The sequence below is a fragment of the Leucobacter tenebrionis genome, assembly GCF_019884725.1.
In the GTDB taxonomy this organism is placed as follows: domain Bacteria; phylum Actinomycetota; class Actinomycetes; order Actinomycetales; family Microbacteriaceae; genus Leucobacter; species Leucobacter tenebrionis.
This window is the reverse complement of the sequence record NZ_CP082322.1, coordinates 3,325,587-3,347,607: the sequence shown is the minus strand read 5'-3', so window position 1 is coordinate 3,347,607 and position 22,021 is coordinate 3,325,587. Positions and strand designations below refer to the sequence as shown.

Here is a 22,021-nt window from a genome sequence, read left to right as displayed (position 1 = left end):
GAGTACTCACTGTGCACGTGCAGGTGTACGAAACCGTCTTTCTCAGACACCGGATGAGCCCCTTTCGCCGACCCATCCAGGGTACCGCGCACCGCTGACGGTGAGCACCACGCCCTACGCCAGGAACCGGCCCGCGACAGGCACCCGTCGCAGCAGCGCCGCGACCGCGAGGCTCGGGATCATCACGAGCGTCGCCAGCAGAGGCACCGACACGAGCACCGGCGCGATATCCGTGGTGAGGCCGAACTGCTTGTAGACCCACTGGAAGAAGGGGTGCACCAGATAGATCCCCATCGAGTTCGCGGCGAGCGCTCCTGCGACCCGCGGCAGGCGCCCGCGCGAGTCGCCCCAGCACGCCCGCGCGAGACAGAAGACCGCCACTGACACGAGCGCGACGCCCGGCGTGAGGAAGTCGAAGAACAGCTCGTCGGAGGTTCCCTCGGCACGCGAGACGAGCGATGTGCCGATGCCGATGCCGAGCGCTCCGACGGCGCCCGCGGCGGCGATCCACCAGAGCCGCGCGCGCCTCGGCTCGACGGTGCTCAGCAGATAGCCCAGCACGAAGTAGGAGGAGTACCCGAGCACCAGCTGCACGCGCATGGTGCCGAGCACCTCGCTCAGCACCTCGCCGGCACCCGGTACGAGTTCGAGGAGCGGGAAGAGGAAGGCGAAGGGTCCCGCCAGAGCGACGAAGTACCAGGCGATGGCCCGATCCCTCGTAATCGCTCTCAGCAACGGCAGCACCATGTAGAGCCCGATGAGAGCCAGTAGGAACCAGAGGTGGAAGTGCCCGGTGAAGAAGCGCCGGGCGAGCTCGCCCGGATCCCGGCTGCCGTTCGGCCCGTAGACCTCGATCAGGGCGAAGAACAGCGACCAGCAGGCGAACGCGACGACCAGCCGGGGAATGTTCTTGCGCCAGAGGGCGCGAAGGCTCAACTCGCGCTCGGGTGCGAGGAACAGGGCTCCCGAGATCATGAAGAAGACCGGCACGCAGAAGCGGAGCAGGCTGTTGATCCAGTTCAGCGCCTCCCATCGGGGGCCCTCCGGAGGCAACTGGTGCCACTCGGTGATGGAGGCGTGGATCACCACCACCGCCACGATGGCGATGGCCCGCAGCCACTCGAGATAGCGGATGCGTCCGGATCGATCGTTCGCGCTCCTCATCCACCTCATGCTAACCAGGCCGAATCAGCGTCTCCTCAGCGCCCCGCTGCGGCGTACTGAGGCGGCGGCGCTGGCACGTCGGGCCCGACCCGCCGGAAAGCACGCTGTCAAGGCCCTGAGATTCCCCAGCATCCGGCGGCTCCCACGCGATACAGTGACGTCGACGGCGCCTCTGGGGAGGAGGCGGACGTCGAGGAGGAGAGCCGCTGTGACTGTTTCCGCCCCGCTGGTGAGCGTCGTGATTCCGGTGTACAACTCCATGCCGTACCTCACCGCCACACTGGAGTCCGTACTGGCTCAGGACGTCGAGTCCCTCGAGGTGATCGCCGTCGACGACGGCTCGACCGACGGTTCGGGCGAGGAGCTTGATCGCTTCGACGAGCTCGACGAGCGGCTCACGGTGATCCACCAGGAGAACAGCGGCTGGCCCGGTGCGCCTCGCAATCGCGGGCTGGAGCGGGCCCGCGGCGAGTTCGTCTTCTTCATGGACTCCGACGACACGATCGCGCCTCACGCGCTGAGGACCATGGCCACGATGGCCGAGGAGCGCGGAGCGGACGTGGTGATCCCGCGCATGCAGGGCGTTGCGGGGCGCGGAGTCCAGAGCCTCTTCCAGCGGTACCCGCAGGGCGACATCGGCCTCTCCCGTGCCATGGAGACGCTGTCTCCGCAGAAGCTCTTCCGCCGCGAGCCGCTCGAGCGCGACGGGCTTCGCTTCCCCGAGGAGCACGTGCGCCTCGAAGACGGGATCTTCGTCACCCGCGCCTATGTGCTCGCGCGCAAGATCCTCTTCTGCGGGCAGGATCCCCTCTACTTCATCGCGCTGCGCGATGACGGGCAGAACATCTCCGCCCGCAGCATCGACCCCGAGAACTACGTCTCCTCCTGCCGCCGCATCGCGCAGACGCTGCTCGAGGGCGTGCCCGATCCCGAGCGCGCCGCCAGACTCGTGTGGCAGTTCTTCACCCGGAAGGGGCTGCGGTTCTACGCGCCCCGGCGCTGGCTGGCGATGGACGCCGACCGGAAGCGCGAGTGGGTCTCGCTGCATCGGGCGTTCCTCCGGGACCTGGTCCCGCCCGAACTCGACAGACGCGCCCCCAACCCCACCGATCGTCGCAAGGCGGCTCTCATCCGCTCAGGCGACGTGGAGGGCCTCGACCGGCTGATCTCGGCCGCCGCGGGGCTGGATCATCACTCCCGCGCAACCGCGGTCGTCCGTGTTCCCGAGGGGATCGAGCTCACGATCACGCTGGCCGGCGCCGAGCCGGGTGCCGATGCCGCGGCGGGCGCAGTCGAGGGCATGGGCAACGGGACTGGCGCGGATGGATCCGGCTCAGGATCCCTGATCCGCTCGGGAAGAGCATCGGATCTGCGGCTGAGGGTCGCGGACCGCCTGCACCGCGCGCTGCGCCCGGTGCTGGGATCCCATCTCGGCCGCGGCCTCAGCCGGCGTCTCACCGACGCCGTTTCGATCGGTGCGCCCCGCGTGCACCTGCTGCTCTCGGGCAGGCGCTCGGCCCGACGCGTGGCGGTGCCCGGTCGAGCCGGGCGTCCGGACGCCTCGGGCGCGCTGCGCTACCGCTTCATCCTGCCCGATGAGCTGCTGCGGCGCTTCCGAGGCGACCGCGTGGACATGTGGACCGTCGCCGAGGTGCGCGGGCTGAGCGGAGGCGCGGTCCGCGTCGGTGCGGATAAGGTGTCGAAGCGCGGGGCCGGGGACGGGCGCAGCAGCGTGAACGTCGAGCTCTACGCAACCGACCAGGGCAACGCGAGCCTGCGCTTCGCCCGATAGCCTGACAAAGTTCAGGGCTACGCCGAGAGCACGTCGAGCGCGTGCTGCAGGTCGGCAGGATAACGGCTCTCGAAGTGCACGGGCTCGCCCGTGCCCGGGTGCCTGAAGCCGAGCCGCATCGCGTGCAACCACTGCCGGGTCAGGCCGAGTCGCTCGGAGAGCGTCGGGTCGGCGCCGTACATGCCGTCGCCCACGCACGGGTGCCGCTGCGCGGCCATGTGCACGCGGATCTGGTGGGTGCGCCCCGTCTCGAGCTCGATCTCGAGCAGGCTCGCATAGGGGAACGCCTCGAGCGTCTCGTAGTGCGTCACCGAGGGCTTGCCGTCGCGTGTCACGGCGAACTTCCACTCGTGCCCCGGGTGCCTGCCGATCGGCCCCTCGATCGTGCCCGAGAAGGGGTCGGGGTGTCCCTGCACCACGGCGTGGTAGATCTTCGAGACCTCCCGCTCCTTGAAGGCGCGTTTGAGCTCGCTGTAGGCTCGCTCGCTCTTCGCGACGACCATCAACCCGCTCGTGCCCGCGTCGAGGCGGTGCACGATGCCCTGGCGTTCGGGGGCGCCAGAGGTGGCGATCCGGTAGCCCGCCCCGGCGAGCGCGCCGAGCACGGTGGGCCCCTCCCATCCGAGCGAGGGGTGCGCCGCGACGCCCGCCGGCTTGTCGATCACCACGATGTCGTCGTCGTCGTGCACGATGCCGAGCTCGGGCAGGTGCACGGGAACCACCTCCGGGCCGCGCTTCTCCTGCCAGGAGACCTCGAGCCAGCCGCCGGCCGCCAAGCGATCGGACTTGCCGAGCGTGCGCCCGTCGAGAGCGACGCCGCCCGCCTGCGCGACCTCCGCGGCGAAGCTGCGTGAGAACCCGAGCAGCTTGGCCAGGGCGGCGTCGACGCGCTCACCCGCGAGACCGTCGGGCACCGGAAGGCTACGCTGCTCCATCGGCGCGGTCCTCTCTCTGCGGTGCCGAGCCGGGATCTGCGGCGGGTGCCGGATCCGGATCCGCGTCCTCTCCACCGGCGCTTCCCCGCCGCGCCCTGGGCGAACCGTCGATCGGCAGGCCGAGCACGCTGATCAGGATGAACAGCACCATGCCGCTCACGATCGCGATGTCGGCGACGTTGTAGATGGCCGGGTTGAACCCGAGCCACATCCACGGCGTGAGGATGAAGTCGATGACGTGCCCCTCGGGGAAGCCGGGTTCGCGTGTGAGGCGGTCGGTGAGATTGCCGAGCACGCCGCCAAGCAGCAGGCCGAGGAACACTCCCCACGGGATCGAGCGCAGGCGCCGCAGCTGCCAGAGGATCACGACCACGACCACCGTGGCGAGCACGGTGAAGATCCAGGTCGCGCCGCTCGCCATGGAGAACGCCGCGCCGGGATTGCGCACGAAGTGCCACTGGAGGAACTCGCCGAGCACGGGCTCGGTGCGGCCCTCCGTGAGATTCGATACCACCCAGTTCTTGGAGAGCTGGTCGATGGCGAACACGACGATCGCGACGCCGAGCAGGAGCAGAGGCACCAGCCGGCGTCGCGATGACGAGGGGGTGGCGGAAACGGCCGCCACGTCGGGAGCGTCGCTCACGCTCCCTGCTATTGCAGACCGTCGGGAGCGCCGGCGGGCTCGGGCGAGCCGTCGAGGCCGCGCAGCTGCGACTGGATGTACGAGCGCAGCGTCGAACGGTACTCCGACTCGAACTGGCGCAGCTCCTTGATCTTGAACTGGAGATCGCCGCGCTCGTCGCCGAGCACGCGCAGCTCCTCGGCGCGCTGCTTCTGCGCCTCCTCGACGAGCTGCTTCGCGGTGCGCTCGGCGTCCTCGATCATCTGCTGACGCTTCTTCTCGGCCTCGCTGATGAGGCGATCGCGCGTCGTCTCGCCCTCGTGCACGTGCTTGTCGTGCAGCTCGAGCGCGAGCTGCAGCATGGCGCTCGACTTGACGGCGTCGGGCTGCGGAAGCGCAGCGGCCTCGGCAACGGCGCTGGAGGTCTCGGCCGCCGGGGCGGGAGCAGCGGGAGCCTTCGGGGCGTCGACCACGATGGTCTGCTCGGAGGCTTCACCGGAGTCAGCGCCGCCCTCCGACTTGCCGGCCTCGCAGGCGGCCAGCTTCTCGGTGAGCTCCTCGATCTGGGCGCGCAGCTCGGCCTTCTCCTGCTCGTGCTGGCGCAGCTCCTCGACGATCGTGTCGAGGAAATCGTCGACCTGATCGAGATCGTAGCCGTCGCGGAACTTGGTGATCGTGAACTTCTGGTTCACGACATCTTCAGGAGTCAGGGCCATCGTTTACGTCTCTTTCGGTTCGGGACCACTCGCGTGGTCATGGAACAACGCTAGCAAATATTGTCCGGTTCGCGCAGAATGCCCGGAAATAGAGCCTTTCTATCACCAACCGGGGATGATCGCGAGGAGGATCCAGCACGCGAGGAGCGTGAGCATCCAGCCGAGATCCAGGGCGATCTGCCCGAGGCGGATCGGCGGCAGCAGCCTGCGGAACATCTTGATGGGCGGATCCGTGACCGTGTACACGAGCTCCACCAGCACCGCGAGCACACCGCGCGGGCGGAAGTTGCGGTTGAGCACCAGGATCCAGTCGAGCACGAATCTGCCCCAGAGCACGAAGATGTAGATCCGGAGGACGACCCGCAGCACGGTTCCGATCGCGAATACGACCTCCACGGCTTACGCCGAGGGTGCCACGAAGAACGAGCCGCTGTCCTGCTGACGCGAGCCGTCGCTACCGACCTCGATGTGCTCGGGCGAGAGCAGGAACACCTTGCTCGTCACGCGCTCGATGCGCCCGTGCAGACCCATGGTGAGGCCGCTCGTGAAGTCGATGAGGCGCTTGGCGTCGGCCTCGTTCATGCGCGAGAGGTTGATGATCACCGGGAGTCCCTCGCGGAAATTCTCGGCGATGACCTTCGCGTCCTTGTACTCGGTGGGGTGTACGGTGAGGATCTCGTTCATAGGCTGCTGCGCCGCCGGCTTGGTGGGGGTGACCCGTCGCAGGGGGGTGACCGACGCGCGCTGGGGGGCGGGTCGGGCAGCCTCGGGCTTCGGGGCCGCCGCCGGGGCGGGGGTCTCCTTCGCGGTCGATCGGGGAGCCGCGGGCTGCTGCGACTCGGCGTTCTGCTCCTCGAGGTCCTCCTCGGCGAGGCCCAGGAACACCATGGTCTTCTTCAGCGGGTTGCTCATCATTTCTCCCAACGCGGTGCGGTGTTTCGAGGCTATCTGGGGTCCGGGCGTTTTCCGGTGATTGCGCTGCCGATTCGCAGGTGTGTCGCTCCCGCTGCGATCGCTTCGGCGTAGTCATGGGTCATGCCGGCGGATATGGCGGTGGCCTCCGGAGCGAGGGTGCGCACGCGTTCCGAGTGGCCCCGCAGCCGCGCGAAGGCGGATGCCGGATCCTCCTCCTCGGGAAGCGGCGCGACCGCCATCAGACCTCTCAGCCGCAGCGTGGGGGTCTGGAGCACGCGCTCGGCGATCCGCTCGACCTCGTCCGGCGCGGCGCCACCGCGAGCCGGGTCGTCGGTGAGGTTGACCTGCACGAACGCGTCGATGGGTTTCTCGACCTCTGCAGTGGCGAGGGCGTCGACGAGGCGTTCTCGATCGATCGAGTGGATCGCGCTCGCGTATCTCGCGGCCTGCCTCGCCTTCTTCGTCTGCAGCTGCCCGATGAAGTGCCAGTCGAGACCGAGGCCGGCGAGCTCTTCGGCCTTCGACTGGGCCTCCTGATGCCGGTTCTCACCCACATCGCGCACGCCGAGTCCGGCGAGCGCCGCCACCAGGGCCGCGGGATGGAACTTGGTCACGACGATGAGGGTGACATCCGCCGGGTCGCGCTCCGCGACCCGGCAGGCGTCGGCGATACCGCCGCGCACCGCTTCCAGTCGATCGGCGAGGCCCGGGAAGTCGGCGAGATCGACTCCGGTCACGTCACCTACCTCAGGAACTCGGGGATGTCGAGATCATCGTCGTCATCGCCGTCGAAGGCGGGATCGGGCAGCTGCGCCTCGACCGGCGGGTTCGAGAGCACCTCGCCGAACTGTCCGGTGGGCGGGTTCTGCCCCTGGGCCTCGCTCTCACCGCGGTTGGCGTTGAAGCCCTTGAAGCCCAGGCCGGTCGCCTCTCCGCTCGCGACGGCGGAGGCGGTCGTGGAAGCCTGCGCGGGCACATCGTCGATGCTCTCGACGTGGCTACCGCGGCGACCGCGCTGCTCGGACGACTGCACCTGGGGTGAGGGATCGTCGTCGAAGCCGGCGGCGATCACGGTGACCCGCACCTCGTCGCCGAGCGTGTCGTCGATGACGGTGCCGAAGATGATGTTCGCCTCGGGGTGCACGACGTCCTGCACGAGAGTCGAGGCCTCGTAGATCTCGCTGAGGGCGAGGTTCGAGGAGCCCTGGATGGACAGGAGCACGCCGTGCGCGCCCTCGACGGAGGCCTCGAGCAGCGGGGACGCGACGGCCAGCTCAGCGGCCTTGATCGCGCGATCGGCGCCGCGGGCGGATCCGATGCCCATGAGCGCCGCACCGGCCCCCTGCATGACCGACTTGACGTCGGCGAAGTCGAGGTTGATGAGGCCGGGGGTGGTGATGAGGTCGGTGATGCCGGAGACGCCGGCGAGCAGCACCTGGTCGGCGGCCGCGAAGGCCTCGATCATGCTGATGCCGGGCTCGCTGATGTCGAGCAGGCGATCGTTCGGCACGACGATCAGGGTGTCGACGGCCTCGCGCAGGGTGTGCACGCCGGCATCGGCCTGTGCCGCACGGCGCTTGCCCTCGAAGCTGAAGGGACGGGTGACCACGCCGATGGTCAGCGCGCCGATGGACTTGGCGATCCGCGCCACGACGGGAGCCGCGCCCGTGCCGGTGCCGCCGCCCTCGCCGGCGGTCACGAAGACCATGTCCGCGCCCGAGAGCGCCTCCTCGATCTCCTCCGCGTGGTCCTCTGCGGCGCGGCGGCCGACCTCGGGATCCGCGCCGGCGCCGAGGCCCCGCGTGAGTTCGCGGCCGACGTCGAGCTTGACGTCGGCGTCGCTGAGCAGCAGCGCCTGCGCATCGGTGTTGACCGCGATGAACTCGACGCCGCGCAGGCCGAGCTCGATCATGCGGTTGACGGCGTTGACGCCGCCACCGCCGACACCGACGACCTTGATCACTGCGAGGTAGTTCTGGTTGCCTGACACCTGGATCCCCTCCAACCTTCAACCTCTAGCTGAAGTTAAAAGTTAGTATTGCCGTATACATTTCCTGCGCACAACGCTATGGGGCGGCCCCGTATCCGCGCTGAAGACACGCCGCGCGGCGCCGAGCAATTCGGTGAGAATGCGCGCCGCGGAGGCGATCGACGCGAGCGCGGCTCAGCCCCTCACCGGAACACGGGGGCTTCGGCCGACGAGACGTCGATGCGCTCGACCGGGCGATCCGCGAGCGCCACGATCATCCGCTCGAGCACCTCGGCCTTGTACCGGGTGCGATCCGCGTCGCCCCACAGCACCTCGACGCCGCTCGAGAGCGTGAACGTGACGTCCTGCCCGCTCGAGGCCGTCACCGAGACGATCCCGGTGCGCAGTTCCGCCGGCATGTCGCGCAGCGCGCGCCCCGCCGACCGGAACGCCTGCGAAGAGAAATCGGTCACCGCGCCCGAGGCGACGGGTGCGCCGGAGGGAGCCTGCTCGGCCGAGGCGAGCAGCACGCCCGCCGCGTCGTAGACCGCGTATCCCGCGTCGCCCTGCACCGAGATCACCGGAACGCGCTCCTCGATGCGCACGACGAGCGTGTGCGGCGGCACGCGCTCGACGGCGTAGCGCTGGATCATCGGAAACGGCTCGAGCGCCTGATGCACCTCGGCGTCGTCGACCAGGGCGAGCGGCCGGCCGTCGAAGCGCGAGAGCGCCTGCTCGACGTCCCCCTGATTGACGTTGACCGCCCCGACCACCTGCAGATCGCGCACCGCCATCACGGGAGTGAACGCGCCCCCCACGACGAAGAGCGCGAGAGCGGCGACCGCGGCGAGCGCGATCCACCAGTTGCGGCGCCTCCGTCGGCTGCCGACCGAGAATCGCCGGCGTTCGTTGCGGAGCTGGGCTCGGCGCTGCTTCTCAGCGGCGCGCAACCGACGCTCCGCCGCGCGCACCGGATCCGCGTCCCGCTCGGAGCGCAGTCGCGCGAGGGAGAACCGCGATGACCGGTCCGACAGCTCCAGCGCCCGAGCCTCCCGCACCTCGCCCAGGTCGACCGTGGGCGCCGCAGCGGCGTCGGCCGTATCGGCGGCTGCCGAGCCCGCCTCCCTCGTCGGGTCATCCGCCGTGGTCGAGTGGTCCGCCGGCGTCGCGCTCTCCGTCGCGGCGCGTCTCGCGAGACGGCGCCGCAGCAGCGACGGGCGGTCGCGCGCATCTGACGTCTCTGGCGCATCTGCCCCTGGCGCGATCTCGGGTGCGACGGCCGCCTTCTCAGGCGCGGATGCCCGACCCCGCGACGGGAAGACCCCGTCGTCGGAAGCGCCGGGTTCCGGTTCGTGCCCGCGCTCGGGAGCGCGATCGAACCCGCTGGGCCGCTTCATCGCCCGAACCGCCTCGTCACCGCGACCGTCACCCTACGCGTCCGCGGGCTCGAAGCGCCGACGGAGCGCCTCGACCACCTGCGGGATGATCCGGTAGACCGTGCCGCAGCTCATCGTCACCATCACGTCGCCGGGGCGCGCGATCTCCGCGAGGTAGTCCGCGGCATCCTGCCAGTCGGGGCGGTAGGCCACGCGGCTCTGATCCGCGAAATCGTCGGCGACGAGCGCGCCGGTGACCCCCTCGACCGGATCCTCGCGAGCCCCGTCGACCGCGATGACCACCGTGTGGTCGGCGCCCGCCTCGAGCACCTCGGCGAACTCGCGGTGGAACAGCTTCGTGCGGCTGTAGAGATGCGGCTGGTGGATCGCGATCAGCCGCCCCTCTTCGCCGACGACGGCGCGGGCCGAGTCGAGCAGCGCCGCGACCTCGGTGTGGTGATGGGCGTAATCATCGTAGACGCGCACCCCGCCGACCTCAGCGTGGAACTCGAAGCGGCGCTTGGTGCCGCCGAACTCGGCGATCGCGGCGAGCGCGGGGCCGGCCTCGAAGCCGAGACCGACGAGCACGGCCAGAGCGCCCACCGCGTTGACGGCGTTGTGCCGTCCGTACACCGAGAGCTGCGCCTCGTGCCGCTCGGCGGCGCCGTCGGCTCCCGCGAGCTCGACCTCGAAGCGCACCGGGCCGGAGGCGTCGATCGACACGATCCTCACGTCGGCCTCCGCGTGCTCCCCGAAAGTGGTGATCCTTCGGCCGAGCTCTGCGTAGTCGGCGTCGGCGCGCAGCGCGTCGAGCACTTCTACCGCCCCGGGGTCATCGGCCGAGATCACGACCTGCTCGCGCGCACCGCGGGCGAAATCGACGAAGGCGCGCATGAACGCCTCGCGCGAACCGTAGAAATCGAGGTGCTCGGGGTCGACGTTCGTGATGAGCGCGACAGCGGTGTCGTAGAGCAGGAACGACTTATCGCTCTCGTCGGCCTCGATCACGAAGAGGTCGTCGGAGCCGGGGCCCGAGCTCACCCCGAGCGACTCGATGATGCCACCGTTCACGAAGGAGGGGTCGGCGCCCAGCCCGAGCAGCCCGGTGACGATCATGCCGGTCGAGGTCGTCTTGCCGTGGGCCCCGGCCACCGAGACGACGCGCTTGCCGCGCGCCAGCCAGGCGAGCGCCTGGGAACGGTGCAGTACGGGGAGCCCCTTCGTGAGGGCGAGCTGGTACTCCGGGTTGTCCTGCCAGAGCGCGCCGGTGACCACGAGAGTGTCGGCGCTCCCCACGTTGGCCGCGTCGTGCCCGATGCTCACCGGGATCCCGAGCTGCTCGAGCGCCTCGGTCGAGTAGTTGGCGCTGCGATCGGATCCCGTCACGGGCACGCCCGCCTGGTGCATCATGCGCGCGATGCCGCTCATGCCCGAGCCGCCGATGCCGACGAAGTGCACGCGCCCGAGCTCGTCGGGGATCTCCATCTCGAGATCTGGGTAGATCATCTGGCCTCCTCAGATAGACACTCCAGCGTACCGTCTCCGGTCCCCGGATCCCTGAGATCCGGGGCCATTTCGAACTCGTCGTCTCACGCGACTGGGTCGCGCGAGACGACGACTATTAAGTAGACCCCTGCCGAGATACGGATCTCACACACCGAATCGCGAATCCGCGTGCGGAATCCGTATCTCGGCCCCTTACTTTGTCGCCCCCCGAAGCCTGTCGAAGGGGTGCGAGCTACCCACGCAGTCCGCGCTCCGCCTCGGGGCGCGGCACGAGCGGCACCGCAACCGCCGGCGCGAGCGCCAGGATCGCCAGTGCGGCCGGGGTCCCGAGCGCCCCGATGAGCGCACCGACGGCCGGCCCGACGGCGGCCGCGGCGACGAACTGGCCGGTGTTCTGGATCCCCAGCGCGCGACCTGCCCAGCCCGGCCCCGCGAGCTCGGCGACGGAGGTGAACGCGAGACCGTTATCGGCGACGCTGACGCAGCTGGCCACGAGGTAGGCCGCCGCCGCGGGCAGGCTCCACTCGGCCCAGCCGAACGCCGCTGCGAGCAGCAGTGCCGCGATCCCGGCGATCGCCACGATTCGCAGAGGACCGAGCCGGGACATCGCGCGGTCGCTCCAGGCCCCGACGAGGATGCGGCACGCGGCGCCCGCGAACTGCGATGCCGCGACGAGCGCGCCGGCGGCGAGCGCGCTCCAACCGAGGCCGACGGTGAACCAGACCAGCCCGAAGGTGGAGAGCGCGAACTGCGGCACGACCAGCAGCATCGACACGGCGTGGATCCGCATGAGCGCGGAGGACTCACGGTAGGGATTACCGGCGGAGACGGTCTTCGCGGACGCGGGATCATCCCGTCGCGCGACGCGGGACGGCGCTCTCTCGGGATCGCGCACGATGATCCAGCACCCCACCAGGCTCAGCGCGCACAACGCGCCCCCGAGCGCAAACGCGGCGCTGATACCCCCGAACGCGGCAAGCGGCGGCACTCCCAGGGCCGCGATCGCCATGCCGAGCGGCTGGCAGGTCTGGCGGATGCCCATCGCGAACCCGCGTCGCTCCGCAGGGAACCACCCCGTGATCAGGCGGCCGCTGGCGCTGTTCGTGCAGGCAGACACGGCGCCGCTCGCCACGAGCGCGATGCCGAGCGGCACGAAGCCGTGCACGAGCATCGACGCGGCGACAGCGACGACCGCGAGCGCGAGCCCGACGAGGATCACCCGCCGTTCACCGAAGCGGTCGGTCGCGGCGCCCCAGGCCACGAGCGAGAGCACGAGGCCGAGGTTCGGCGCGCCGGCGAGCAGGCCGGCGGCGGTGAGTGTCATCTGCTCGTTCTCAAGCAGATGCGGGATCAGGAAGGCGGGTGCCGCGGTCACCACCGTGGTCGCGGCCTGGGCCACCACCATCGCTGCGAGCATCAGCCACAGGCGGGCGGGGATGGGCGTGCGTGCGCGCATGGCGGTGCCGGCGGCGGGCGGGGCGGGGTCTGTCATGGTCGGGTGTCTCCGGTCTCGACGAGTGTGGACCGGCACGACGACGCAGCCGCTGACGGGGAACCGGTCGATTCAGGCCCCGTCGCGGCGGCGAAGAAGCAGCACCCGTGACATGCTGTGATCCTACCCCGCGCCGTCCGCACCGGCACCCAACACCCCGCACTAGGCCATCCCCTTCCCATCTTCCTTCCCTCCCACCCTTCCCCTCTTCCTTTCCTCCCCTCCCCGCAGCTCGCCCTGTCCCGTCATTCGGATCTCACCCGTATTTCGGATGAAACCCCAGCGTTCAGGTCCGAAGGAGCGGCAGGGTCCGAACGAAGGGCCCCCTCCTCCGTGCAGATCCCCGGCCAGTACTTCGCTCACAGCCACGGCCGCAGTTGCGACATCACCGAGTTCTCCACAGATTGCCGCAACGGCCTCCGACGAGGTTCCGCGTGAGGCATCCTCGACGCATGACACTCAAAGCGCTCCTCCGACAGCACGGCGGGATCACCCGCACGTCAGTTCTCATCCGGGCCGGCGTGACCCGCCGAGACCTGCGGGCGGCCTTCGAACGTGACGAGGTCCTGCGCCCACGGAGAGGGTGGGTCGCCCTCCCCTGGGCCGACCCCGAACTCGTGACGGCGGCCGGACGCGGCCTGCTGTTGAGCTGCGTCTCACAGGCCGCGCGACGCGGCCTCTGGGTGCTCGAAACCCCGGATCACCCCCACTACGCCCCGCCGCACCCGCACAGTCACGTGGTAGGCGGGCCCGGGGTGGTGCACTGGCGGGCCCCACCGACTCCCCGCGCACCCGGGCTGCTGGAGGATCCGCTCGAGAACGTGCTCGTGCTGGTTGCTGAGTGTCAGCCCTACGAGACCGCTCTCGCGATCGTAGACTCCGCACTGAACCAGAGCCTGACCTCGATCCAGGCGCTCGAAACGCTCCCCTCCCCGCGCCTGCACGACCTGGTGCGACACGCGACCCCGTTCTCCGATTCGGGGATCGAGACCATCTTCCGGTCGCGGCTGGGCTGGCTGCGCCTTCCGATCCGAGTGCAGACGCACCTGAGCGGGCACCGCGTCGATGTGCTCATCGGCGAGCGCCTCATCGTGCAGGTCGACGGCAAGCAGCACTCCGGGCCGCAGCGCGACGCCGACATCCTGCACGACGCCGAGCTGAGGCGCGAGGGATACGAGATCATCCGCGTGACCTACTCGCTCATCATCCACCGTTGGGAGCAGGTGCAGGAGGCGGTGTTGTCGGCGATCGCGCGCGGCAAGCATCTGAGACAGGCCGGCTGAGCATCCCGCACCGCGATTCCTTTGGCAGCAGGGTTGCTTCGTGCCCGACGTTCCTTCGGATCATGACGTTCTTTCGGAAACGACGTTCCTTCGGATCACGACGTTCTTTCGGATCGGATTCCGCGATCTGGTCCGAAAGAACGGCGTGATCCGAAATTGCGGCGGGTCGACGATATTCTCTTCGACCCGTTCGGCAGGTTCAGGGCCGCGCAGCGCAGGGAACGGGCCGACACCGCGCTCAGCGCGCCGCGAGTGCCTCCCGCACCAGCTCGAGCAGCCGCGCCGTGCCGTCGAGCGTCCCGGCGCCGCGGGCGCGCTCCGACATGGCGGCGAGGCGCACCTCGTCACGGACGAGCGGCAGCAGCGTGCCGCGCACCCATTCGGGTGTGAGCTCTTCGTCCTCGACCATCAGCGCTCCGCCCGCCGACACCACGCCCGCCGCGTTGAACCGCTGCTCGCCGTTTCCATAGCTGTAGGGCACGAAGACGGCTGGAATGCCGAGCCCGGCGAGTTCGCTCACGGTCGTGGAGCCGGCGCGCGACACCGCCAGGTCGCAGGCCGAGAGCGCGAGGTCCATGCGGTCGCAGTACGGGATCACCGTGTAGCCGGGCACCCCGGGATCCTCGACCTCGGTGAGCCCGCCCCAGATGTGCAGCACCTGCACGCCCGAGGCGACGATCTCGGCCGCAGAGCCCGAGATGCCGCGGTTGATCGCGCGCGCGCCGAGCGAGCCACCGGTGACGAGCAGCGTGCGCTTCTCGGGGTCGAGGCCGAAGTGCTCGCGCGCGGAGGCGCGCAGGCCCGCTCGGTCGAGGCCCGTGATCTCGGGGCGCAACGGCATCCCGGTCACCCGGGCGCCGTCGATGGGCGTGCCCTCGAACGTCACCGCAACGTACGGGGTACTGCGCGCCCCAAGCTTGTTCGCCATGCCGGGCTTCGCGTTCGCCTCGTGGATCACGACGGGCACGCCCTCCTTGGCGCCCGCGCGATAGGCCGGCGCCGAGGCGTATCCGCCGAACCCGACGACCACGTCGATGGAGCGCTCGCGGATGAGCGCGCGGGTCTCGCGCACGGCGCGCGCGAACCGGACGGGGAACCGCAGCGCGGCGAGGTTCGGGCGGCGCGGGAACGGGAGCCGCTCGATGTGCACGAGCTCGTACCCGCGCTCCGGCACGAGCCGTGCCTCGAGCCCTTCCCGGGTGCCCAGCACGACGATCTCGGCGTCCGATTCCTCGGCTCTGATGAGATCGGCGAGGGCGAGCAGCGGGTTGACGTGTCCGGCGGTGCCGCCTCCGGCGAGCAGGTAGCGGGTCATCGGGTACCTCGGGTCCTTCCTACGGGTGCGGCGGCCTCGAGCTCCGCCTGGTACTGCGCGCCGTCGCGCGCGATGGAGATGACGACGCCGATCGCCGCGAGACACGCGATGAGCGCCGTGCCGCCCGCGCTGATGAGCGGCAGCGGCACCCCCAGCACGGGGAACACCTTGATCACCACGCCGATGTTCACGAAGGCCTGGCCGACGATCCACACCATAATCCCGCCGACGACAGCGCGTCCGAAGCGGTCGCGAGCGCGGGTGATCACCCGCAGCATGACGATCATGAGCACGATGAAGAGCACGATCACGAGCAGCGCGCCGATGAGGCCGAGCTCCTCTCCGATGATGGCGAAGATGTAGTCGTTGTCTGCGGCCGGCAACCACGACCACTTCGCCTTCGAATTGCCGAGCCCGACGCCGAAGAGCCCCCCGCTCGCGAGCGCCCACATGCCGTGCGTCGATTGCCAGTCGAGGCCGCTGTAGTCGTCGGTCTGCCCCGCGTGGCTGAGCAGACGCGCCATGCGGTTGGGGCTCGTCACGACGAAGAGCACGACCGCGAGCGCACCGCCGAGGGCCGTCACCCCGAGCGTCTTCCAGCTGATCCCCCCGAAGTACATCGCGCCGAACACCATCGCGGCCATGATCAGCACGGTGCCCAGGTCGCGCCCGAGCAGCACGACGCCCAGCGCGATCAGCGCGCCCGGCACGATGATCGGGATCACCTCGTGCCGCATCTGCCCGAGCAGGGGCTCCTTGCGCTGCAGCACCGCCCCGACCCACACGACGAGGGCCAGCTTCAGCGCCTCCGAGGGCTGCGCGGTGAAGCCGCCGATCTGGATCCAGTTGCGGTTGCCGTAGAGCGAGTAGCCGAGCGGCGTGAACACCAGCAGCTGCAGCAGGATGCCGAAGCCGAGCAGCACCCACGCCCACCGCTTCCAGAACGTCACCGGCATCGCCGCGGCGATGAGCATGAGCGGGATCCCGATGATCGCGAAGGTCGCCTGGCGCCAGAAGCCGCCGAACGACCCCTGCTCGTTGACGAACGACGTCACCGACGATGCGGACAGCACCATGATCAGCCCGAAACCGACGAGCAGCGCCGTGATCGCGTAGAGCGCGGCCACCGTGGGATCGGATCCCGTGCGCAGCATGGCCCCGAGGCTGATGCGGGATTGGCCGGGAACGCGCGCCGACGGCTCCGGCGTTTCGGGAGCCATACCGCTCACTCCAGTTCGCTCACGGCCGCCTGGAACTGGCGGCCGCGATCTGGGTAATCCTTGAACTGATCCATGGAGGCGGCGGCCGGCGCGAGCAGCACCGTGTCCCCCGCGGTCGCGAGCGACGCTGCGGCCTGCACGGCGCGGGTCATCACCTCGCCCGCCGATCCCGCCGGCACATCCTCGCGTCCCGAGTGCTCGGGCACGATCTCGACGCGGGGCACATCCGAGGCGTGCGCCTCGAGAGCGGCCAGCACCTCGGCACGCTCGGAGCCGATCACCACGACGCCGCGCAGCCGGTGCGCGTGCTCAGCGACGAGCTCGCCGATGTCCACGCCCTTGAGCAGGCCGCCGACGATCCACACGACCCGCTGCAGCGCCCGCAGCGACGCGTCCGCGGCGTGCGCGTTCGTCGCCTTCGAGTCGTCGATCCAGTGCGCGCCGAGGCGCTCGCCGAGCTGCTGGGCACGGTGCGCGTCGGGAGTGAAGTTCAGGATCGCCTGGGCGATCTCAGCGGGTTCGACCCCGCGGGCGCGGGCGAGCGCGCTCGCGGCGAGCACGTTCTGCACCATGTGGGGCGCGGCGATGCCGCGGTCGGCGAGTTCGTCGACGGTCACGAGCTCGTAGGCCTCGCTGCGCCGCTCGGCGTGGAAGCCGCGATCGACGAGGATCCCCTCGACCACGCCGAAGCCGCTCGGCGGCGGAGAATCGAGTCCGAAGCTGATGGCGCGCGCCCCCTCGACGACATCGGCCTCCTCGACCATGCGCTCCGTCTCGGCGTCGGCCCGGTTGTAGACGCATGCGACCTGCGTGTGCTCGTACACCTTCGCCTTCGCCGCCCAGTAGGCCTCCGGCCCGCCGTGCCAGTCGAGGTGATCATCGGCGAAGTTGAGGCAGGCGCTCGCGTACGGCGAGACGACGCCGGCCCCGGATCCCAAGCGCAAGCGCTCCAGCTGGAAGCTCGAGAGCTCCACGACGATCGCGTCGTACCCCTGCGGATCCCGCAGGGCGTCGAGGATCGGTGTGCCGATGTTGCCGGCCGGCGTGGCGCGCAGCCCGCCCGCGACGAGCATGTGCGCGGTGAGCTGCGTCGTGGTCGTCTTGCCGTTGGTGCCGGTGATGCAGATCCAATCGGCGACACGATCCGTCTTGTCGCGCAGCCGCCATCCCAGCTCGATGTCGCCCCACACGGGAATGCCGCGCTGCTCCGCCCACGCCGTGAGCGGGTGGTCCGGCCGGTAGCCGGGCGACACGATCACCAGGTCGGGGCCGAACGCGGCCAGGTCGCCGAGCTGCTCGGGGTTGCTGTCGGCGCAGAACCGCTCGGAGCCGATGACGTCGAGCAGGCGCTCGCGATCCTCGTCCGGCGCCCCGTAGATGACCCGCACGCGCGACCCGAGCTCCACGAGGGTGTCGGCTACCGAGAACCCGGTCACGCCGAGCCCGAGCACCGCGACGCGCAGCCCCGACCAGTCGGCGTGCCAGCTCGACAGCGCGAGCACCCGCTCGGCGCTCCGATCCGCCTCATCCATGCCGCCCCCAGAAGTCTCAGTCATATCCCGCTCCGTCACTGCTGCAGCAGCCATTCGCCGTAGAACGCGCCGACGCCCGCGATCGCGAACAGGCCGGCGACGATCCAGAACCGCACCACGACCGTGACCTCGGCCCAGCCCTTGAGCTCGAAGTGGTGATGGATCGGGCTCATCAGGAAGATGCGCTTGCCCTTCGTCACCTTGAAGTAGAGGCGCTGCAGGATCACCGATCCGGTCTCGATGATGAAGAGGCCGCCGACGAGCACGAGCAGGATCTCGGTGCGGGTGAGGATCGCGAGAGCGGCGATCGCGCCGCCGATCGCCATCGAACCGGTATCGCCCATGAACACCTTGGCCGGGTTGGTGTTCCACCAGAGGAACCCCGCGAGCCCGCCGAGGAAGGCGGCGGCGATGACCGCGAGATCCATCGGGTCGCGCACATCGTAGCAGCCGGGTTCCACAGCGATCGCGCAGCTCTGCGCACCCTGCCAGAAGCCGATCACGAGGTAGGCGCCGAACGCGAAGATCGCGGCGCCCGCAGCGAGGCCGTCGAGGCCGTCGGTCACGTTGACCGCGTTGGTGGTCGCCGTGACGATCACCATGATCCAGATGATGAACAGGACGATGCCCGCGACCGCGCCGAGCGCCATGAAGTCGAACGAGGTGTCGCGGAAGAGCGAGATGCTCGTCGAGACCGGCGAGATCCCGGCCTCGTTCGCGAACCGCAGCCCGAGCAGCGCGAAGGCGACGGCGATCACGACCTGGCCCACGATCTTCGCCCAGCCGTTCAGTCCGGCCGAGTTCTGCAGCCGGGCCTTCATGAAGTCGTCGATGAACCCGACGAGGCCGGCGCCCACCGCCATGAGGATCACGAGCAGCGCCGAGGGCGACGGTGTCTCGCGCATCACCAGCTTGCCGACGAAGTAGGCGATGACGGAGCCCGAGAGGAAGATGAGGCCGCCCATCGTGGGCGTGCCGCGCTTCACCTCGTGCTCCTTGGGCCCGTCGACGCGGATCGGCTGCCCCCAGCGCAGGCGGTTGAAGCCCCGCACGAAGAGCGGTGTGAGCAGCAGCGAGTACAGCAGCGAGAAGCCGCCGGCGATCAGGAGCGCGATCATGCGTAGGCCTCCCCCAGTCGGTCGCCGAGGGACTGCAGGCCCGCCGCGTTCGAGGATTTCACCAGCACGGTGTCGTGCGGCTGCAGCGTGCGGAGCAGGTAGTCGTAGGCCTCGTCCTTGGACTCGAAGAACACGCTCTCGCCGTCCCACGACCCCTCGTTGATGGCGCTGATGTGCAGGTGGCGCGCCTCCTTGCCGACGACGACCAGCTCGGAGATGCGCAGGCGCACGGCCTGCAGGCCGATCCGGATGTGCTCCTCGATCGAGTACTCCCCGAGCTCGCTCATCGCGCCGAGCACCGCCACCGTGCGGCCCTCGGGCTTGCGGATCTGCGCGAGCGTGCGCAGGGCGGCGCTCATCGAGTCGGGGCTGGCGTTGTACGCGTCGTTGATGATCGTGATGTCGTCGCGACCCCCGAGCACCTGCATGCGACCGGGGGCTGCGAGCGCGGCGGCCTCGAGCTCCTCGACGATAGCCGGGAGCGGCAGCCCGAGCTCGAGACCGATGGCTGCGGCTGCCAGGGCGTTCATCACGTGGTGCTCGCCGAGCACGCGAAAGTGCACGGGCAGCGACTCGACATCGCGGCCAGGCAGCGCGGCGTGCAGCGTGAATCGGGTGCCGTCGGCCGAGGCGTCGACGTCGCTCGCGCGCACGTGCGCCTCGGGGTGCAGCCCGAACCAGAGCACGCGGGCGCGGGTGAGCTCGGCCATCTGCGAGACGCGGGGGTCGTCGCGGTTGAGCACCGCCACGGCGCTCTCGGGGAGGTCGCGCACCATCTCGCTCTTCGTGCGGAACGTCGTCTCGATGCCCCCGAACTCCCCCGCGTGCGCGAGGCCGACCGAGAGCACCACGCCGATGTGCGGCGGGGCCATCGCGGTGAGCCTCGCGATCTCCCCCTCGGCGCTCGCCCCCATCTCAGCGACGAGCGTGCGGGTCGTGTCGTCGACGCGCAGCATGGTGAGCGGACCGCCCACCTCGTTGTTGAACGACTTCGCGGAGGCGACCGTCGGCCCGATCCGCTCCGCCATCGCGGCCACGAGGTTCTTGGTGGTGGTCTTGCCGTTGGATCCCGTGATCCCCACGATCGTCAGCTCCCCGCGGGCGCGCACGCGACGAACCACCTCGGTCGCGAGGGCGCCGAGCGCGGCGGTGCTGTCGGCGACCACGATCTGCGGCACGCGCTCGTCGAGCTCCCGCTCGACACTGAGTTCACGCTCGTCGAGCTCCCGCTCGACGACGAGCAACGCGACCCCCGCCTCGACCGCCTTGCCGGCGAACAGATGACCGTCGGTCTCCTCGCCGCGGCGGGCGAAGAAGATCTGCCCGGGCCGCACCTCGCGCGAGTCGGTCTGCGACTCGCCTCGCACGGTGGCTCGGGGTTCGCCCGATCCCGGCACCAGTCGTCCGCCGGTCGCGAGCGCGACCTCTTCCAACGTCAGTTCAATCACGGAAGCAATCCTGCCTCGCGGAGCGCCCCGCGTACCTCATCACGCGCCGAGTACGGCAGATGCTGACCGGCGACTTCCTGATAGTCCTCGTGTCCGGGACCGGCATACAGGATAACGTCACCGGCTCGGGCGAGCGAAATGGCGAGACGGATCGCGGCGCGCGGGTCCCCCTCCTCGATCACCTCCGCGCGATTCGCCGAGCGCGCCCCCGCGATGAGCTGCGCGCGGATCGCCTCGGGCGGTTCGGAGCGCGGGTGGTAGTCGCAGACGATGAGGACATCGGATCCCGCCGCCGCGATCCGCCCCATCTCCTCGCGCTTCGTGGTGTCGCGATCGCCGTCGGCGCCGAACATGAAGATGATCCTGCCGGGAGCCACCTCGCCGAGCGCGTCGAGCATGGCGGCGAAGGCCCCGGGGGTGTGCCCGTAGTCGACGTAGAAGCGGGGGCCGGCCTCGAGTGGCAGCTTCGGGTTCATCGCCTCGAGGCGGCCCGGGATGTAGACGGGGATCCGGCCGTGCTCGAGCCCGGCCTCGACGCGCTCGAGCGGCACGCCGGCCTCGTGCAGCATGATGAGCGCGAGCGCGGCGTTCTCCGCCATGAACCGGCCGAACATCGGAACGCTGCCGCGGAAGTGCGCACCGCCCGGGCCCTGCAGCACGAACGACACCCCGTCGATCGTCTGCCGCGTGACCGCGAGGTGCCAATCGGCGTCCTGCCCGTACTCCGTCGCCAGCCGGGTGACCGGGATCCGCGATTCCCGCGCGATCCGCTGCCCGTACGGCGAGTCGACCACCACCACGCCCCGCTCGGCGTGCTCGGGCGAGAAGAGCGCGAGCTTCGCGGCGAAGTAGCTCTCCATGTCGCCGAAGTCGTCGAGATGGTCCTGCGAGAAGTTGTTGAAGGCGACCACGTCGAAGCGCACGCCGTCGATGCGGTGCCGCTCGACCGCGTGCGCGGAGACCTCGAGCGCCACACCGTCGACGCCCTTCTCCCCCATCCGGGCGAGCAGCGCGTGCAGCTCGGGAGCCTCCGGGCTCGTGAGATCGGAGACGATCACCTCATCGCCGATCCGCCGCTCGGCGGTCGAGCTCAGGCCCGGCGTGAAGCCGGCTGCTCGCAGCAGCTCGGCGAGCAGGTACACGACGCTCGTCTTGCCGTTCGTGCCGGTGATCCCGAAGATCTTGGCGGCGAAGTCGCCGGCGCCGTGAGCATCGGTACCGTGAGCATCGGTGCCGTGAGCACCGGTGCCGTAGATCTTCGCGGCGACCTCGCCGAGGATCTCGCGCGGGTGCTGCTCGGAGACGAGGATCGGCAGCGCGGTTCCCGCCTCGCGCGCGATGCGCTCGCCCTCGTCGTCGGTGAGGATCGCGACCGCACCCGAGGCCTCCGCCTGCCGGGCGAACGACGCACCGTGCCGGCGGGCCCCCGGGAGCGCGGCGTAGAGATCCCCCGGGCGCACATCGCGCGAGTCGAGGGTGACCCCCGTGACGGCGAGGTCCGCGGTCTCGCCGCGGGGTTCGAGTGCGAAGCGCACCGCCAGCTCGTCGAGCCGGGCGGGTGCGGGATGCTGCGGTCGGATGCTCAGGGCATCTCCGGTACTCACTGCGTGTGCCTCCT

General features: G+C 70.0%; 19 protein-coding genes. 2 read left to right on the top strand and 17 right to left on the bottom strand.

What is annotated here, in order from left to right; translation table 11 throughout:
* Window positions 1-114: 114 nt before the first annotated feature.
* The gene (locus KVY00_RS15330; protein WP_223043718.1) at window positions 115-1,164 is read right to left on the bottom strand and encodes an acyltransferase; all 1,050 of its coding nucleotides are present in this window, start codon (window positions 1,162-1,164) and stop codon (window positions 115-117) included.
* Window positions 1,165-1,372: 208 nt separating this feature from the next.
* On the opposite strand from KVY00_RS15330, the gene KVY00_RS15325 reads away from it, so the two are divergent.
* A complete protein-coding gene (locus KVY00_RS15325) occupies window positions 1,373-2,956 on the top strand; it encodes a glycosyltransferase family 2 protein (RefSeq protein WP_223043717.1) in 1,584 nt (527 codons plus the stop codon).
* 17 nt (window positions 2,957-2,973) lie between these two features.
* On the opposite strand, the gene KVY00_RS15320 is transcribed toward KVY00_RS15325, so the two are convergent.
* The 10 genes from KVY00_RS15320 to KVY00_RS15275 all read right to left on the bottom strand — a co-directional run bounded on the left by KVY00_RS15320 (window position 2,974) and on the right by KVY00_RS15275 (window position 12,487).
* Window positions 2,974-3,891, bottom strand: coding sequence for an RluA family pseudouridine synthase (locus tag KVY00_RS15320; protein ID WP_223043716.1), 918 nt, complete (start codon window positions 3,889-3,891; stop codon window positions 2,974-2,976).
* A complete protein-coding gene (gene lspA, locus KVY00_RS15315) occupies window positions 3,878-4,534 on the bottom strand; it encodes a signal peptidase II (RefSeq protein ID WP_255572680.1) in 657 nt (218 codons plus the stop codon). Before lspA ends, KVY00_RS15320 begins: the two co-directional genes overlap by 14 nt.
* 8 nt (window positions 4,535-4,542) lie before the next feature.
* A complete protein-coding gene (locus KVY00_RS15310) occupies window positions 4,543-5,229 on the bottom strand; it encodes a DivIVA domain-containing protein (RefSeq protein ID WP_223043715.1) in 687 nt (228 codons plus the stop codon).
* A 102-nt stretch (window positions 5,230-5,331) separates the two neighbouring features.
* The gene (locus KVY00_RS15305; RefSeq protein ID WP_223043714.1) at window positions 5,332-5,625 is read right to left on the bottom strand and encodes a YggT family protein; all 294 of its coding nucleotides are present in this window, start codon (window positions 5,623-5,625) and stop codon (window positions 5,332-5,334) included.
* A gap of 3 nt (window positions 5,626-5,628) precedes the next feature.
* Window positions 5,629-6,141 carry a cell division protein SepF gene (locus KVY00_RS15300; protein WP_223043713.1) on the bottom strand — a complete coding sequence of 171 codons (513 nt, stop codon included), beginning with the start codon at window positions 6,139-6,141 and terminating at the stop codon, window positions 5,629-5,631.
* Window positions 6,142-6,173: 32 nt separating this feature from the next.
* On the bottom strand, window positions 6,174-6,881 hold the full coding sequence (locus tag KVY00_RS15295) for a YggS family pyridoxal phosphate-dependent enzyme (RefSeq protein WP_223043712.1): 708 nt from the start codon (window positions 6,879-6,881) through the stop codon (window positions 6,174-6,176).
* Window positions 6,882-6,886: 5 nt separating this feature from the next.
* On the bottom strand, window positions 6,887-8,134 hold the full coding sequence (ftsZ, locus tag KVY00_RS15290; protein WP_223043711.1) for a cell division protein FtsZ: 1,248 nt from the start codon (window positions 8,132-8,134) through the stop codon (window positions 6,887-6,889).
* Window positions 8,135-8,316: 182 nt separating this feature from the next.
* A complete protein-coding gene (locus KVY00_RS15285; protein WP_223043710.1) occupies window positions 8,317-9,510 on the bottom strand; it encodes an FtsQ-type POTRA domain-containing protein in 1,194 nt (397 codons plus the stop codon).
* 33 nt (window positions 9,511-9,543) lie between these two features.
* The gene (murC, locus tag KVY00_RS15280; RefSeq protein WP_223043709.1) at window positions 9,544-10,995 is read right to left on the bottom strand and encodes a UDP-N-acetylmuramate--L-alanine ligase; all 1,452 of its coding nucleotides are present in this window, start codon (window positions 10,993-10,995) and stop codon (window positions 9,544-9,546) included.
* 232 nt (window positions 10,996-11,227) lie between these two features.
* Entirely contained in the window at window positions 11,228-12,487 is a 1,260-nt protein-coding gene (locus KVY00_RS15275; protein ID WP_255572679.1) for an MFS transporter, read from the bottom strand.
* A gap of 452 nt (window positions 12,488-12,939) precedes the next feature.
* Here KVY00_RS15275 and KVY00_RS15270 point away from each other — a divergent pair, with 452 nt between their 5' ends.
* Window positions 12,940-13,770: a type IV toxin-antitoxin system AbiEi family antitoxin domain-containing protein gene (locus tag KVY00_RS15270; protein WP_255572678.1), complete on the top strand. Its 831-nt coding sequence runs from the start codon at window positions 12,940-12,942 to the stop codon at window positions 13,768-13,770.
* Between the two features lie 238 nt (window positions 13,771-14,008).
* On the opposite strand, the gene KVY00_RS15265 is transcribed toward KVY00_RS15270, so the two are convergent.
* Genes KVY00_RS15265 through KVY00_RS15240 form a run of 6 tightly spaced genes read right to left on the bottom strand, consistent with a single transcriptional unit; the run spans window position 14,009 to window position 22,007 of the window.
* Window positions 14,009-15,085 (bottom strand): UDP-N-acetylglucosamine--N-acetylmuramyl-(pentapeptide) pyrophosphoryl-undecaprenol N-acetylglucosamine transferase, encoded by a 1,077-nt coding sequence (locus KVY00_RS15265; RefSeq protein ID WP_223043708.1) that lies wholly within the window; start codon window positions 15,083-15,085, stop codon window positions 14,009-14,011.
* Complete coding sequence (ftsW, locus tag KVY00_RS15260; protein WP_223043707.1) at window positions 15,082-16,305, bottom strand: putative lipid II flippase FtsW; 1,224 nt, start codon at window positions 16,303-16,305, stop codon at window positions 15,082-15,084. Before ftsW ends, KVY00_RS15265 begins: the two co-directional genes overlap by 4 nt.
* Before the next feature lie 5 nt (window positions 16,306-16,310).
* Entirely contained in the window at window positions 16,311-17,861 is a 1,551-nt protein-coding gene (gene murD / locus KVY00_RS15255; RefSeq protein ID WP_223043706.1) for a UDP-N-acetylmuramoyl-L-alanine--D-glutamate ligase, read from the bottom strand.
* Window positions 17,862-17,872: 11 nt separating this feature from the next.
* Window positions 17,873-18,955, bottom strand: coding sequence for a phospho-N-acetylmuramoyl-pentapeptide-transferase (mraY, locus tag KVY00_RS15250; protein ID WP_223043705.1), 1,083 nt, complete (start codon window positions 18,953-18,955; stop codon window positions 17,873-17,875).
* Window positions 18,952-20,403 carry a UDP-N-acetylmuramoyl-tripeptide--D-alanyl-D-alanine ligase gene (locus tag KVY00_RS15245; protein ID WP_223043704.1) on the bottom strand — a complete coding sequence of 484 codons (1,452 nt, stop codon included), beginning with the start codon at window positions 20,401-20,403 and terminating at the stop codon, window positions 18,952-18,954. Before KVY00_RS15245 ends, mraY begins: the two co-directional genes overlap by 4 nt.
* Window positions 20,400-22,007 carry a Mur ligase family protein gene (locus KVY00_RS15240; RefSeq protein ID WP_223043703.1) on the bottom strand — a complete coding sequence of 536 codons (1,608 nt, stop codon included), beginning with the start codon at window positions 22,005-22,007 and terminating at the stop codon, window positions 20,400-20,402. The genes KVY00_RS15245 and KVY00_RS15240 overlap by 4 nt, the downstream gene beginning before the upstream one ends.
* Between the last annotated feature and the right edge of the window lie 14 nt (window positions 22,008-22,021).

Excerpts from the sequence above, each read along its gene's own strand:
- KVY00_RS15265 (WP_223043708.1), bottom strand. The coding sequence starts at position 15,085 with ATGACCCGCTACCTGCTCGCCGGAGGCGGCACCGCCGGACACGTCAAC.
- murC (WP_223043709.1), bottom strand. The coding sequence starts at position 10,995 with ATGATCTACCCAGATCTCGAGATGGAGATCCCCGACGAGCTCGGGCGC.
- KVY00_RS15270 (WP_255572678.1), top strand. The coding sequence starts at position 12,940 with ATGACACTCAAAGCGCTCCTCCGACAGCACGGCGGGATCACCCGCACG.
- KVY00_RS15300 (WP_223043713.1), bottom strand. The coding sequence starts at position 6,141 with ATGAGCAACCCGCTGAAGAAGACCATGGTGTTCCTGGGCCTCGCCGAG.
- KVY00_RS15275 (WP_255572679.1), bottom strand. The coding sequence starts at position 12,487 with ATGACAGACCCCGCCCCGCCCGCCGCCGGCACCGCCATGCGCGCACGC.
- ftsW (WP_223043707.1), bottom strand. The coding sequence starts at position 16,305 with ATGGCTCCCGAAACGCCGGAGCCGTCGGCGCGCGTTCCCGGCCAATCC.
- murD (WP_223043706.1), bottom strand. The coding sequence starts at position 17,861 with ATGACTGAGACTTCTGGGGGCGGCATGGATGAGGCGGATCGGAGCGCC.
- KVY00_RS15320 (WP_223043716.1), bottom strand. The coding sequence starts at position 3,891 with ATGGAGCAGCGTAGCCTTCCGGTGCCCGACGGTCTCGCGGGTGAGCGC.
- mraY (WP_223043705.1), bottom strand. The coding sequence starts at position 18,955 with ATGATCGCGCTCCTGATCGCCGGCGGCTTCTCGCTGCTGTACTCGCTG.
- KVY00_RS15330 (WP_223043718.1), bottom strand. The coding sequence starts at position 1,164 with ATGAGGAGCGCGAACGATCGATCCGGACGCATCCGCTATCTCGAGTGG.
- KVY00_RS15285 (WP_223043710.1), bottom strand. The coding sequence starts at position 9,510 with ATGAAGCGGCCCAGCGGGTTCGATCGCGCTCCCGAGCGCGGGCACGAA.
- KVY00_RS15310 (WP_223043715.1), bottom strand. The coding sequence starts at position 5,229 with ATGGCCCTGACTCCTGAAGATGTCGTGAACCAGAAGTTCACGATCACC.